Source organism: Novosphingobium clariflavum (assembly GCF_026420865.1).
Classification (GTDB): domain Bacteria; phylum Pseudomonadota; class Alphaproteobacteria; order Sphingomonadales; family Sphingomonadaceae; genus Novosphingobium; species Novosphingobium clariflavum.
In genome coordinates this window covers 59,833-72,936 of sequence record NZ_JAPCWC010000018.1, presented here as the reverse complement: position 1 = coordinate 72,936, position 13,104 = coordinate 59,833, and the positions used below count along the sequence as shown (strand labels likewise).

The window sequence follows — 13,104 nt, the reverse complement described above, 5'->3', positions numbered from 1 at the left end:
CGTGATGGGATTCCTTGCAGCCCGGGCACCAAAATCGGAAGCCGCCGCCATCCATCGGGCGCAGGATAGCCGAGCTAGTCATGCGCAACTCGCCCGGTCGACATTGCCGACGCGCCAGGCGATCCAGCCCTTGAGGAAGATGCGCTGCGACGGGTTACGGTCGACGATCCACTCGTACCGGCGCTTCTGCTGGTCATCGAGCGCATCGAGGATCTGCACGCAGAACCGCTGCTTGCCGATGGCCGACTGGCAGTTCTCGTAGGCATTGATGGTCCGGCCGCCGACCTTGCCGTCAACTGCGATCTTCGCGGCGGGGCACACCTTGTTGATGCTGGCCTGAAGGAACTTCGACGCGATGCCTGGCCCCATGTTTACGCCGGTATCGCTCACTTCCGCCGCAACGCCCGGGTCCATCGTCAGCAGCGGCCGGAAGCCGGGCTTGTCGATGTAGGTTCCGACATAGATCTTGTCCCCGCAGACAGTGATCTTGTCGTAGCAGTGCTTCGGGAAGTCCCGCATATCGCCGAGATAGCCATGCTCGCGCGCAACCTTTTCGGTGACGCCGAGGTTCGTCGGCCCACCCCGGTCAGCCTTGTTGTTCACATAGCCACCCTCGGCCGCGTAGATCCCGCCAAGGATGATGGCGATTGCGCCAGCTGCGCTGGTGCCGCGCTTGATCAGGACCTTACCCATTGCGCTGTTCCTCGAGCTTCGGCTGCACGATGAGCCGTGCGATCAGGCCGCCGATGAGCAACGCGATCGAGATGCCCTGGGCGTAGGGCATGGCATTGCGCAGATCGGCCGGCATGGAGTTCCAGGTGTCGGTCGCGACCTGGCAGCCGGTCAGCAGCAACAGGCCAAGGCCGTTGAGGCGCACAGACCAGAAGCGGAAGAACAGGCGCCAGTCGGCGATCAGCCGGGCGCGGATGGCTTCGATGAGCTTCACTGCCCACGTCCTTTCATTGGCTTGAAGGTGAATTCTGCTTGGCCTCGCGATCGGCCAGCATGATATCCAGCTTGGTTTCGATGCGGGCGAGGCGGTCCGTGGTGGCCCCGTCCTTGCCCTTGAGCTCCGCGATCGCGGCCTCATGCATCTGCAGCTTCGACCAGACGACGCCGGCCGAGAACACGATCGAGCAGGCGCTGGCCAGGACAGAGAAGACCACGCCCCATTCGAGTTTCGTCATCGCGCTGCGGGTTTCCTCCTGAGGTGTCATGGCTCGACGTCTTCGTCAGGGATTTCGACGTCTTCAGCGGGGATCTCGACCGCGTAGCCAAGATCGATGGAGAGCCGATCAAGCGTAATGCCAAGCGCCTGCGCTACGTCTTCATTGCAGCCCAGGCATTCCGCGACGAACGGCAGCAGCGAGTGATAGTCTTCCACGACAGGGCGCGCCGCGGCGACCGCCGACAAGAGCGCGGCCGTGTCGCCCGGTTCGGCATCCCAGGTGCGCAGAGCCTCGCCTGAGGCCAGCCTGTCCCTGAAATGAAGGGTGCCCTCGGGAACGAGGACCAGAACGAACCCGTTTTCACTCACGGCCATTGGCTGGCTCCTTGCGATCTCTGGAAAATGGAGGGGGTGGCCATCAGCCGACCCCGGCGACCTGCATGCGCGCGTTGAGCGCGCCCAGCGGCGTGTAGGTAATGGTGACCCGCCCGGTGCCGGCATCGTAAGCAATGGCTTGCGAGGCGACGTTGGCGGAATTGAGCGACCCGTTGACGACCGTGAGCTTGTAGTAACCGGTGCCGATCGCCACGTAATCGACGCCAGCGGTCCCGCCAGGCGCCGAGTAGGTATAGCCCCCCGAGATCGTGACGTCCGCCAGCTTGGAATAGTCCGATTGCCGATTGGCCATCCACGTGTAGCGAATGTTGCGCCCTGGCTTGACGATGATGGCCAGCATTTCGTCCGCCGCGATCGTCGTCGCCTCGGCAGCGGATACGCCGGTCGATCCCTCCGCGTATCCGCCGCCCTCCAGATCGATCTGATAGGTCTTGACCGACTGGACGAGCGTGGGCGGCTCCGGCGCTTTCACACCATCCAGCAGGTTATTGCGGATGCGGCGCTGCCCCGGCGTCAGGTTCGTATAGTTGAAAGGCGCCGTGATGGTGACGCCGTGCTTCCACATGTGGACGCGCTCGATCTCAACCACTTCGAGAGCAGGCGCGGCGCTGTTGAACAGGAACACATTTTTTGCATCAGGATTATCGATGCACGGGGCATCGATAATCGCGTCGTTGATGCGCACATACCCCGCCAGCGCGGCCACCGTGGTGACGAACTGGCCGCCGATGTTCGTGAAGCGGCCGCCCTGGATATTGATGTTCTTGCCGCCCAAGGCAAAGGCGCGCGGGTGATAGGTGGAGCTGACACGAACGTCTTTCATGTCGACGTCGATCGCATCGAGGCCGTTCGTGTACTCGTCGAAAGTGATGCCGGCGCGGATGCCACCCGCGGCGCCGCGGATCTTCGGCGCCAACAGCACGATGTCCTCGACCGTGTTGGTCAGCACTTCGCCACTGGGCGTGGTGAGCGACCCCGAGCGGCCGTTGCAGTGGATCGCGCCCTGGGAGATGCCCGCGCGCGACACCGCGTTCTTGATGGTACCGCCGATCACGCCGCAATTGCGCACGCCAAAGGTGCCGTAGGAGCTTTCGGACGAGAAGTAGATGCCTGCGCATTCGGTCTCGTCGATGTCCGGCTGCATGAACCAGACATCGCGGCCGCCCACCACGGTCATGCCGCGCTGATTGCCCTGCCGCACACGGGCGCCGTAGACGCGGATATTCTCGCAAAGTTCGCTGCCGCCGTAGGTTACGACCGCGAAGCCGTCATCGCCCGGGCGGATGGCGGTGTGGCCATAAACCGAACCGTCGCGCGTCCCGTTGGTGCAGTGATAGGCATCGGCTTTGGTATCCATCACCAGCGTGCCGCGCGACTCGAAGCGCTGCACATTGTCGAGCAGGATCCCGGCGTTCCCGCCGCTGTCGATGATGATGTTTTCCAGCAGCAGGTCGGTGGCGTCGCGGACAAGCACGCCGATCGCATCATAGGCCGAGGTGCGGCCGGTGACGTTGAGCGAAGACTTGTGCAGGTTGCGCAGGATCGGGCGCGCGCCGGTCAGCAGGATTCGCGCCCGCGCTGGATTGATCGCCTGGAAATTGCAGCCCTGCCCGTCGAACTCAACCCCGTCGAACGCCAACATGTCGCCGTGCTTGTAGATCGAATGCGGCTCGGCCACGAGCTTGAGCATGTCCTCGCTGGCGATGGTCAGGGCGTTCATCAGCGCGGTCTGCTGGTCGGCCGTGCTGGCGTAGTTCACCCCCATCTGCTTGAGGGTACGTACCTTGCGCGGAATGGCGTCCTGCGCGGTGCTGCCGTCGGGCAGGCCGATCAGCATGGCGCCGCGCACGCTATCGGTCGCGGCCAGGTCCTGCCGCAGGCCCGCGTCGGCGCCGGTACCCTCGGAAACGCTCATGTTGCCGGACGCATCGAAAACCGGGAACAACCCGGCGCGCAGCCCTGCGGAAGGTAGGGAAATTCCCGGCTCGCCGATAGGCGATTTCAGGCCCCGATCGACATCGCGCTTGAGGACCTGATCTCGCAGCGCGGACCGGTCGTAGCCCTCGTTGACTGGCTCGGCGATCCATGCCGATCCGTTCTCGAACTGAAGTTCCTGCGTGAAATGCGGGTTGAGCACGGCATAAAGCTCGGGCCCGGTCGCGGGCGGGGTGTCAAAGACAACCGACCCACCGCCCCCGAGCGTGAGGGTCACGGTGTACCCCGTCGCCGCCACTTCGTTGCCGCCGCTGTCGCGCAGGATGACAGAAACCTCTGCCGCAGTGGGCGCGGTGAAGTCGAACGGAAACACGGTCGTGACCCCGTTCGGGTACATCGGCCCGGAATATGCGTTGGTGGTGCTGACTGCCATCGATCGCCTCGCCTTGATGGCAAGGGATTACGGGAGCCCCCACGGGGGTTGAATCGCAGGCCGCGGCAAATGCCGCAGCCTGTCGGGAAGTATGATCAGTAGCCTTGTTTCACTTCTTTCAAGAAGTCATTGACGGCTTTCTCATACCCGTCCGCAACAACCTGAGATGCATAATCAATGTCGCTGCCGGCAGCTTCTTTGACACACTTCAGATATCTCATGCCGTCATCCCGATAGCTGTCCATGGCATAACTATCTGACGTATAGGGACGCAGTGGCTTTCGGCATGAGCTGCCTGGTTTCCATTCCAGCTTATAGAACAGCGCGGAAAACTCGCCTTGCGGCCCGAAAATCGGTGCAGCACTCACGGCCCCGGCGCTTAGTATACCGGCGAAATAGACTGCAGCGTAACGTGTCAGGTGTTTGATGTTCATATGCCCCCGCATAATAGCAAACGGGATCTACTACTCTTCGATATGGCCTGTCGACAGTCCTTCCAGCACCTGCCTCGGGCCATCAGGATCTGCGTCGCCATTAGCCCAATCGACAAGGAACTGAGTGGCGCTTGCGATCTGACCGGGAACGAGGCCGGTAACGTAGCCGGTTGCCTCCAGGGCATTCTTCGTCGCGTGCTTCGTCTCTTCGCCGCGCGCAATACGCCCGACGTCGCCGAACACATTGGCCACGCTCTCATAGGCGCGCTGTACCGGCGTGATAGACGGGCTGGCAAAGCCTTGCCCTCGGGCCTTGTTCCAGGCTGGCTCGAACACGTCGCGGACCACGGGGATGGGGCCGAGAGCATTTGCCAGCGTCTTGCGCAGGAACCACTGTGCCCACCACTCATCATCGTCCGGCCCTGCGGAACCTCCTGCGACGCCGCGTAGGAACTCGGTCAACATCGGCTGAACGAGGAACAGCAGCGTCGCGCGCGCCAAAAGCCTCGGCGTGGCGCGGACGGTGCGCTCGTCGAGCCCCATCACATCGCGCGCCAACGAGCGCTCGCGCTGGTACTGCATAGACAGGAAGCTGTAGAACATTGTCAGCAGTTTACCCGCTTCGCCCAAAGCACCGGTACCGCGCTGCACGGCGGCAAGATCCTTTGGCCCTCCCGCTCCCTGTGACGCACGAACAGCTTTGTCGCCAGCATAGATTGCATCGTCTTCGCTTAACCCTGCCTCGATGGCGTTGTTGTAGCCGGCAAGCCAAGTCGGGATTGCAACGACGCGATCCATCAAACCGATGTAGTGGAAGGCGAATTGCTTCCCATGCGCTACCTTGGCTTCCAGCTTCGAAATGGGATTTGTCGCCGCCAGACGGTTCACTTCAGCGCGGATATCGCGGTCCATCGTATCCAGCCGCTGGCGTACGTCCGGCGACTTCTCGAGAACAAGCTTCCCAAGACGCACCGGGTCGCGGGCCACCTGCGCGATAGCCTTGGTGAGCGAACTGATGCCAACCACTTCCGCCGAGTTCGCATAACCAGAAATCTGCGAGATGATCGTGGTTGCCCGAAAGCCCATCCCGACCATGGTCGTATTTGCCCGCATTCGGCGGATGGCCTTTGCCCACCCTTCGTTTCCGGCTCGATCAGATACCCACGAATTCGCAACATGCTTGAGCCACGGCCGGAACGATTTGCTGGCTTCCGGACCAAGCGCCTCGTTAACAGCCCTGCGCACCTTTTCGCTCGACAGAAAACGGTGCGCCTGGATCACCGCCTCGCGGTGTGTGATATCGTGAATTACCTCGCCAAGGTGGCGGTTGATTGCGCCAAGATCGAGAAGGATCGGGCGCTTCACTTGTTCATCGCGGGCTTTGGTAGAGGAGGATCTGGTGGTGGCATTGGTATAGCCCGCGGCCCGCAGGTCGGATTCTTTTCCAGAGTTTTCTTCCGCTTTGAAGTCGCGAGTAGAATCATAGATGGCGGGGTAGTAGCCGCCCCGCATCTGGCCGTTCGTGCTGGTATCGAACTTGCGGGCGCGCACTTTATCGGGCGCCACGCCGTTCACGCGCTTCTCCATGGCGGAAATATCCGGCCACAGGGTGTCGATCGTATCCCACACCCCCTGGACGAACTGCCATTCCTCCTGCGTCAGCGTCTGATCGAGATAGCCGACCAGTGCACCGCCATTGACGCGGTATCCGTCTGCAAGGCGCTGAAGGTTGCCCTCGTTTCCGACATTCAAGGCCATGGCGATAAGCTGCTGTCGGTCAGCCACCATCAAGTTGCCGGTCTCGACATCGGTGAACGGCAGCACCATGCGGTCGTTCCAACGTGCAGCCTGCTCTGCCGGAAGCGCCTCGAACACTGCCTTGATCCGCCCATAGTAATCCTTGAGCATGTCTGTCTCTCGGATCTGGGCATCAGCAATCGGGCGGAAGGCAATGCGGTTGCCGTCGCGCTTCGGGTCCATGGCGGCCAGCGCGCGGAACAGCGGACTGGCATCGATGCGCTCCATCTCTTCGGCGCGCACGCCGCGGCGCGCTTCGCGATAGCGCTCGGTCTCGCGGCGGCGGATCGTCGACATGACGCGCTCCAGCAGCTTGGCATGGCTGGCCGCGCTCGCGTCCTGCGACCTCTGTTGGTAGGCGGCGAACTCAGCCGCGCTCATGCCAGCCTCGGCCGCATCCTTGAACAGGTTCTCGATGCCCTGCCGCTCGCGCGCCACATCGATCTCTGCATCGCTGGCGAGCATGCGGTCGAACACCTCGCGGATCTCCGGGGTGATGTCCGAACGCAGCTGGGCGACCGATCGGTAGATCGACAGCATCCACTGGCGCACGTTCTCGAAGATGCGGGTGAGGGCGGTCGTCGGCGCCTTGCCCTCCATGAAGTACCGCTCGATGCCACGGGCGAACAGCTCGTGGGCCTCGGTCGGGATCGTACCGTCTTCGGAGATGGCATGGCCGGAATGCGCGAACCAGCTGCGCACGGCGTCCCAGTCGGCGCGCAGCTGGTCTGGCGCGCTCTCCAGCGCGGCATCGGCGGCAAGCTCTTCCAGCCAGACATGCCCCAGTTCATGGATCGGCGTGGAGAGATCGCGGGAAGCGAACAGCTCGATGATACGGCCATTCTCGCCGAAGATCGCGCGGCCGCGCGCCTCCTGGAACAGCTGCCGTCCCTTGAAGTCCTGCGCCACATCACGTACAGTGCGTGTCGCTGCGGCCGCCGGCGCCATCGTGTCGAGGTCTTCTGACCGGAGCATGCCAGTCGGGGCCGCAGTCACCTCAAATCCCTCAACCTGATACTGACGCAGCGTGCCGTCGCCCACGTCCTTGAGCACGAGGCGGATCGAGATGTCGCGGCCGTTGAGCCGGACGTGCGCCGCCGCGTGCACGTAGGCGTGATCCGCCTGCGCGCCGGTCGTGGTGGTGGCGAAGGATGCTGCGTTCGCCACGATCTCCGGCAGGTGTGGGATGAGCTCGAAGCGCAGCGCCGGGTTGAAATGGTCGCTCTTCGAGAAGATCGCCTTGCGGGCCTGCGTGAAGACCACCTCTTCGCCGCTGACCATGCGCGCCTTGGCTGGCTTCACATCCGAAGCGAACGCGGACTTGGCTTCGTCGAATGACACCGGCTCCGAGGTGATGTCGGTCACCGGCAGGGTCACGTCGGCATTGCGAGTGATGGGGGTTGCCCGTTCTGCGCTCTTCGCCTGGTTGAAGCTGCGGTCGCCGTCCATGGCCACGTCGCGGGCCGTCGCGCTCTCGCGGGCCATGGCATCGACCACGTTGCGGATATCCTCGTCCGTCATGTTGGACGGGGCATAGCCGGCCTCTTCCAGCATCTGGCGCAGATCATCGGCATGGGCGCGAACGTCGTCAGTTCGCATCTCGGCATAGGCCGGGCGCCCAGCCAGTTCCTCGGCGATGGCATCGAGCAGGCGCTGGCTGTCGAGCGTGGAGGGGCCTTGCTCGTGCTCGACGCCAACCAGATCGGGGAAGTACCCAGCGGTGATTGCGGCCTGCAGCGTGTTGTCCAGGCCGAAATCGCCCATGCCGGACACCCCGCCCATCATGTCGCTCTGGCGCGGGTCATAGCCGGTCAGATATTGGGAAGGCACGCCCATGGAGGCGAGATCGCCTCCCACATCGTTCACGCCGCCGCGCTGGCGGATGAACTCCAGCAGCGTCGGACCCACGCCGTACTGCGCCGGGCCGCCCGCCCGAAGCGCGTTGATGACCAGGTCCAGCCGGTCGGCGCTCACCGCTTCGGCCACGCCCTCCGGAAGCACCTGCCGAATGGCAAGGTCTTGTAGATCCTGCGGGGTCAGTTCCATGCCCAGCCGCTGGGCGCGGGTCTGTGCGCGCTGCACGGCAATTTCCGCGTACTGGCGCGCTACCGAGGACGTGAAGCTCTGGCCGAACATCCCGGCAACGCGGTCTACCAGCTGGTCGCGGACCGAGCGTGCCTCGCGGTCGGCGCGCTCGGAGCGGGCGAGCTCATCGGCGGCATGGCCCACGATGTCATCCATCGCCTCTTCGAAGGTCTGGGCCTCGCGCGTCGACATGCCGCCCTGCGTCAGGCGCACGTCGTCCCGGATCGCCTCCCACGCGGGCGTGCCCACCACGTCCGTCAGGAAATCCTCGATCGGCATGACCACGTCGCCGCCGGTCGCGGCGGCCTCCTGCGCCTCGGGCCGGGCAAGCGGATCGTTCGCGGGATCGTAATGCTCGGACTGGTTGTAGGCGCGGATCGCCTCGCCCGGGATGAACACGGAAGGGGTGCCGGCTTCGGCCGCGTGCTCGCGCATCAGCGTTCGGAACGATTCGGGATCGCGCTGCTTCAGCTTCGAGGCGGCGGTGGCATCGGCCGCCTGATCCAGAAACGCCCGCTCGCGGCGCGCCTGGCGGGCGTCATTGACCCGACCTGCGACAGAAGCGGTCGCATCTGCTGCGCGCTGCACCGACCCAACGATCGTCGCGTTGCCAGCCACGCCGCCAATGGTCGCCAGCGTGGTGTCCAGCGCCGCCTGCGGGCGCGCCTTCAGGTAGTCGCCAACGGTCTTGTCTTTGTTCTCCGGCAGATAAGCCCAGTCTGCCAGATCCTGCACGATGGTCGCGAGGTTCTCGCCAGCGATCTCCTGGCTCAACTCGCGCATCACGGTCTTGCCGAACGGCGTCTTGCGGGCAATGAGATCGACCAGCGTGCCAGCCGGCATGCGCTCGGTGATGTATTCAGTGCCACCTTGGACGGCGGCATAGCGCGCCGCCTCCGGCGCGGTGAGACCCTTCTTACGGGCGTCGTAGTAGGCAGGACCACCGACGGACGTTGCCATTAGGCCGGTCGCCAGCGCGGGGCTTCGAGTAACGACACCAGCCGCGGCAGCGGTAAGAGACGGGGCGAGGGATTCGAGTCCCTGACCGACAATGGTTTGCTGGAGATAGCTGTTGTACCGCTGGCGGTGCGCTTCCGTCGTCGCTTCGGCATTGGCGACGCCCGCATCCCAGTAGCCTGCGCGGGCTGCATCACGAGCCTCGGTTTCGGCGACAGTCAAGCGGCCAGGCTGAGCGATCGATTCAAGTCCGGCGTAGGCGTCGCCGATAGCACCGTAGACGATGGAATTCAGCTTCGCGCCCTGCACCCCCATTGTGTCGAAGGACGTCCGAAGGGCGCCAGGCACCTTGGTGACCCAGTTCCACGCTTTCCCGAAAATGCTCAGGTTGTCGTAATCGTCGGCGGCCATTGCCATGCCGCGCGGATTGTTGCCCGCCCAGCGGGCGAGGGCAGGATTGTCCTGCATCAGATACAGAGCGCGCTTCGCCTGAAGGCCGCGCTGGGCGGCATCCTCGTTCCCCTGCACCTCGCCCACGCTGGAGCCGGTATCGCGCGCAAGCTTCTCGGTCCGGGCCACCGCATCGGGCGCGGGGGCCGAGAGGAGAACATCGCGGATCTGCTCGTCGCGCTGCCGCTCGATCTCGCGGTCAAGCCATGTCGGCGCCACCGCAGAGGCTGATGGCTGGCGGGGCTGGCGAGCCCCCGGGAGATAGGATTCCAGTTCCGGGAACGGTGTCGACATAGGCCCTCGCTTGACGAAAGGACACTATGGGCGGCATGCACCGCGTTGAATCGCAGGGGAGTTTGCAGATGAACAAGATGATGGTCGCTTTGACCGCTTCATTCGCACTGACCGCCTGCGCGAAAGATCCTAATCCAGATTGGGCGAAATGCCCGATCCTTGAGGTCCCGTCAAAGCAGATTGGAAACCGCGAGGCAGTTGCTCAAGCCTGCATGGACAGGAAGTCAGCAGCTCTCAGTAAAGGCCCCGACAGTGCTGATACGATCGCTGCTGCCGCTGCGACGATGTGCGAACCTTTCATCGGGAAAATCAGCGAAGACATCAAAGATCCGATGATGGCAGAAAAGGTCACAGCGCAAATCGTCCGCGACATGAAGGCGAAATCAGCGGCGATCGTTGTTCAGGTGCGGACTTGGAAGTGCCTCGAGAACCCGACGTACGCGAACAACGTCTCTACGTTTTAACTCGCGGGCGACCCCATAGTCTCCCAAGCCTTCACCACCTCTTCCTCGCTCGGATCGCGACCGTAGGCGCGGCGGAATCCGCGCACGATCAACGCCCGATAGTTGGGGGACAGCAGCTGCGAAGAGCGCTGCTTACCGGCATCAAAGCCAATGCCGTTCACGACATTGATTGCCCGCGTCGCGTCGCGGAAAAAGCGGGCATAATCGGCATCGTTCAGCGTGCGGCCAGCGCCCTCGTCGGCAGCGCGCTGCTCCATGTACCGGCGAACGCGGAAGCCCTCGGTCGCGTCCTTGTCGACGTCGACCCCCTCCCACTTCTTCGCGCGCGAAATCGCTCCATCGATCTGGGTGCGCGTGTCCTGCGCCTTGGGGTTGCGAAGGTCCTGCTGAGCCTTCACCTGCGCGGTTGCGATCTCATCGAACTCACTCGGCGTCATGTAGGCGCGATACTTCGCAAGGTTCAGACCCGCGAAGGCAGCCTGATCCTGCGGCCCGCCAGCCGCCATACGATGGAGCGCAACCACCGTTTCGCCGTTCGCGGCCGGGGCTTCGGCTTTGGTCAGCCGCTTTTCAATGTCTGTGAACTGGATCTGCTGGTCAGGGGAAAGCGCATTCCAGGTATCGCGCGGGATCATCGACGTGCGGAAGTTGTCGCCGGCACTGGCCAGAACGCCCGTAGCGGATTCGTCGGCGGCGCGGCGCTGGTCGGAGAGCAACCCTTCATCGCCAGAGATGCGCTGAAGCACGGTGCGTTGCGCTCGCTTGATGCGCTCAGGTGACCAGCCCTGCTCCTCGCCGAGGATGCGGGTTCGCTCGGAGGCCTCCGCCTTATCCCACTGCCGGGGCGCCGCGCTGTAAACACCAGCGCCACCGAGCCAACGGGACGCTTGGGCAGAATGCTGCTCCATCATCTTGCTCACATGGCTCGAAACTGTACCGTTTCCATCACTTGCGCCGTATCGGCCCGGTGTTCCGGCGTTGATGGTGGAATAGAGGTCGAGCACGCCCATGCCCCGCTTGAAGCCACGATCCTCCAGATAGTCGCCCACCGCCTGTGTCCACTTTTCTGGCGTCGAGCCCTTGTCGATCCCGTACTTCTTGCGCTCAGCTGGGCCGAACTGGATCAGGCCCATGTAGTTTCCGCCGGTGCCGCCCATAATCGTGGGTGAGAACGTGCCCCCGGTCTCGTAAGACATCACTGTCGCAACGTCCTTCGGGGAAATACCGAAGCGATTGGCGACGTCGATCGCCACCTTTTGCCACGGTCCAGCGTTTGCACTGACAGGAGCGGCGCCTTCGGTGGGCTTGAAGCGTGACATCGCGAGGTCGGCGTCGGCGTCCGCCATCCTCTCTTGCAACGGGCCCTGCAGGCGAGCGAGCGTCTGGGTGACGAGTTCGCTCGTCATCTCATCCTTGTACGCGTCGAGATAGGCAAAGATCTGGTCTGTGTTTGGATCTTTTGCGGCAAACTTCCGGTTGAGCACGCCATCGTGCATGCGGGACATCGCCGCCTTTTCCGCTACGGCATAGGCCTGCGGCATGGTCTTCTCGTCGAAGCCGTCGAATGCGAGCTGGCGCCGCACACTGTCGCGCAGCTGCAGGCCGGACGTGTCGCGGAATGCCGGGTTGTCGGAGGACACGGCCGCATCGATGATCGAGTCCTGCTCCACCTTGAAGCTGGTACTGGTTTCGGCCCGGCTTTCTTCGAAGGCGTGGCTTGCCCCCATGCGCCGCGCGGTGCCGTCGATGTCGATCAGCCCCTGTTCCATCATCCGTCGCATGCGCGGCGAGGTGGCGGAGCCGAGGACGCTCTCGCGGATCGCGTCGAGGCCCTTGTCGAAATCGGCCTGCCCGGACCGGGCCGCGCCCATTTTCAGCCCCTTGTACTGGTCGACGGCTGCGGAATACTGGTTGCGTGCCTGGGCGAGCGCGAGGCGCGATTGCGTCTCGTCGTTCTCCGCATTTATGCGGTCCTGCGTGTCCGCCATGCGGGCGAGGCCGGACAGTCCTTCGGCCAGAATGCCAGCCGCGCCGGGGCCGCTAGGCGCCTGAAAGCGCTCGCCGGTGGTGCGGACCGGCGCGACCTGGCCGGGCTCATACTGTGGGACGCGGGGCATCAGTAGAGCCCGTCATAACCGCGGCTGTAGGTCTGCGATCCGCCGCCCTTCAGCTTGCTGTACTGGTTGGCGCCGCCCAGCAGCGACGAGCCCATATCGAGGCCGCCCTTGATCAGCGCCGCCGTGCCGGCCTGCCGCGACGCGGAGGCCTGCCCTTCATAGTTCGATGCCGCGATGTCGTGGCCGCGAAGGTTCTCATAGCCCTGCTTGTAGATCCGCCCCACGTCCTCGCGGCCGAGCATCTCCGTATCGTCGACGACTTGCGCCGCCGTGCCGAAATCCACGCCGACACCAGCCGCGGCGGCGCGGGCGCGCTGCTGGCCCTTGAGCTGGCCGATCTTGCGATAGTGGTCGATCGCGGCCTGCCGGGTGTTCTCCAGCTCCTGCTGCCCTGCTTCGCGCTCCATGTCCGCATTCCGTTCGGAAATCTTCGCCTGGAAGCGCGCCTGGGCGTTCGCGGCCAGAGCGCCAACGCCGGCGCTGGCAGCCGCCATGCCAGCGGCGATGAGAGGAATGGCCGCCGGGCCGCACATACCTACTCCCCCTCGCGATTCAAACCGCCGGGGCGGCCACT

General features: G+C 64.0%; 10 protein-coding genes. 1 reads left to right on the top strand and 9 read right to left on the bottom strand.

Annotated elements, in window-relative coordinates; genetic code table 11:
* Nucleotides 1-78: 78 nt before the first annotated feature.
* The 7 genes from OKA11_RS18260 to OKA11_RS18230 all read right to left on the bottom strand — a co-directional run bounded on the left by OKA11_RS18260 (nt 79) and on the right by OKA11_RS18230 (nt 9,949).
* The gene (locus OKA11_RS18260; protein ID WP_267222933.1) at nt 79-693 is read right to left on the bottom strand and encodes a glycoside hydrolase family 108 protein; all 615 of its coding nucleotides are present in this window, start codon (nt 691-693) and stop codon (nt 79-81) included.
* The gene (locus tag OKA11_RS18255) at nt 686-946 is read right to left on the bottom strand and encodes a DUF7940 domain-containing protein (protein WP_267222931.1); all 261 of its coding nucleotides are present in this window, start codon (nt 944-946) and stop codon (nt 686-688) included. Before OKA11_RS18255 ends, OKA11_RS18260 begins: the two co-directional genes overlap by 8 nt.
* 13 nt (nt 947-959) lie before the next feature.
* Nucleotides 960-1,217: a hypothetical protein gene (locus tag OKA11_RS18250; protein ID WP_267220807.1), complete on the bottom strand. Its 258-nt coding sequence runs from the start codon at nt 1,215-1,217 to the stop codon at nt 960-962.
* Nucleotides 1,214-1,543 carry a hypothetical protein gene (locus OKA11_RS18245; protein ID WP_267222929.1) on the bottom strand — a complete coding sequence of 110 codons (330 nt, stop codon included), beginning with the start codon at nt 1,541-1,543 and terminating at the stop codon, nt 1,214-1,216. Before OKA11_RS18245 ends, OKA11_RS18250 begins: the two co-directional genes overlap by 4 nt.
* A 43-nt stretch (nt 1,544-1,586) precedes the next feature.
* Nucleotides 1,587-3,932, bottom strand: a complete 2,346-nt coding sequence (locus OKA11_RS18240; protein WP_267222927.1) for a hypothetical protein — start codon at nt 3,930-3,932, stop codon at nt 1,587-1,589.
* 95 nt (nt 3,933-4,027) lie between these two features.
* Nucleotides 4,028-4,366, bottom strand: coding sequence for a hypothetical protein (locus OKA11_RS18235; protein WP_267222926.1), 339 nt, complete (start codon nt 4,364-4,366; stop codon nt 4,028-4,030).
* A 30-nt stretch (nt 4,367-4,396) separates the two neighbouring features.
* Complete coding sequence (locus OKA11_RS18230; RefSeq protein ID WP_267222924.1) at nt 4,397-9,949, bottom strand: hypothetical protein; 5,553 nt, start codon at nt 9,947-9,949, stop codon at nt 4,397-4,399.
* 68 nt (nt 9,950-10,017) lie between these two features.
* Here OKA11_RS18230 and OKA11_RS18225 point away from each other — a divergent pair, with 68 nt between their 5' ends.
* Nucleotides 10,018-10,413, top strand: a complete 396-nt coding sequence (locus OKA11_RS18225) for a hypothetical protein (RefSeq protein WP_267222921.1) — start codon at nt 10,018-10,020, stop codon at nt 10,411-10,413.
* Here OKA11_RS18225 and OKA11_RS18220 read toward each other — a convergent pair.
* Together OKA11_RS18220 and OKA11_RS18215 are read right to left on the bottom strand one after the other, a co-directional pair.
* On the bottom strand, nt 10,410-12,530 hold the full coding sequence (locus tag OKA11_RS18220) for an AcrB/AcrD/AcrF family protein (protein WP_267222919.1): 2,121 nt from the start codon (nt 12,528-12,530) through the stop codon (nt 10,410-10,412). The genes OKA11_RS18225 and OKA11_RS18220 overlap by 4 nt on opposite strands.
* Nucleotides 12,530-13,063: a virion core protein, T7 gp14 family gene (locus OKA11_RS18215; protein WP_267222917.1), complete on the bottom strand. Its 534-nt coding sequence runs from the start codon at nt 13,061-13,063 to the stop codon at nt 12,530-12,532. Before OKA11_RS18215 ends, OKA11_RS18220 begins: the two co-directional genes overlap by 1 nt.
* Between the last annotated feature and the right edge of the window lie 41 nt (nt 13,064-13,104).

What these genes read in the sequence shown, in the direction of transcription:
- OKA11_RS18220 (WP_267222919.1), bottom strand. Translation starts at nt 12,530, where the DNA reads ATGCCCCGCGTCCCACAGTATGAGCCCGGCCAGGTCGCGCCGGTCCGC.
- OKA11_RS18235 (WP_267222926.1), bottom strand. Translation starts at nt 4,366, where the DNA reads ATGAACATCAAACACCTGACACGTTACGCTGCAGTCTATTTCGCCGGT.
- OKA11_RS18260 (WP_267222933.1), bottom strand. Translation starts at nt 693, where the DNA reads ATGGGTAAGGTCCTGATCAAGCGCGGCACCAGCGCAGCTGGCGCAATC.
- OKA11_RS18245 (WP_267222929.1), bottom strand. Translation starts at nt 1,543, where the DNA reads ATGGCCGTGAGTGAAAACGGGTTCGTTCTGGTCCTCGTTCCCGAGGGC.
- OKA11_RS18250 (WP_267220807.1), bottom strand. Translation starts at nt 1,217, where the DNA reads ATGACACCTCAGGAGGAAACCCGCAGCGCGATGACGAAACTCGAATGG.
- OKA11_RS18225 (WP_267222921.1), top strand. Translation starts at nt 10,018, where the DNA reads ATGAACAAGATGATGGTCGCTTTGACCGCTTCATTCGCACTGACCGCC.
- OKA11_RS18240 (WP_267222927.1), bottom strand. Translation starts at nt 3,932, where the DNA reads ATGGCAGTCAGCACCACCAACGCATATTCCGGGCCGATGTACCCGAAC.
- OKA11_RS18215 (WP_267222917.1), bottom strand. Translation starts at nt 13,063, where the DNA reads ATGTGCGGCCCGGCGGCCATTCCTCTCATCGCCGCTGGCATGGCGGCT.
- OKA11_RS18230 (WP_267222924.1), bottom strand. Translation starts at nt 9,949, where the DNA reads ATGTCGACACCGTTCCCGGAACTGGAATCCTATCTCCCGGGGGCTCGC.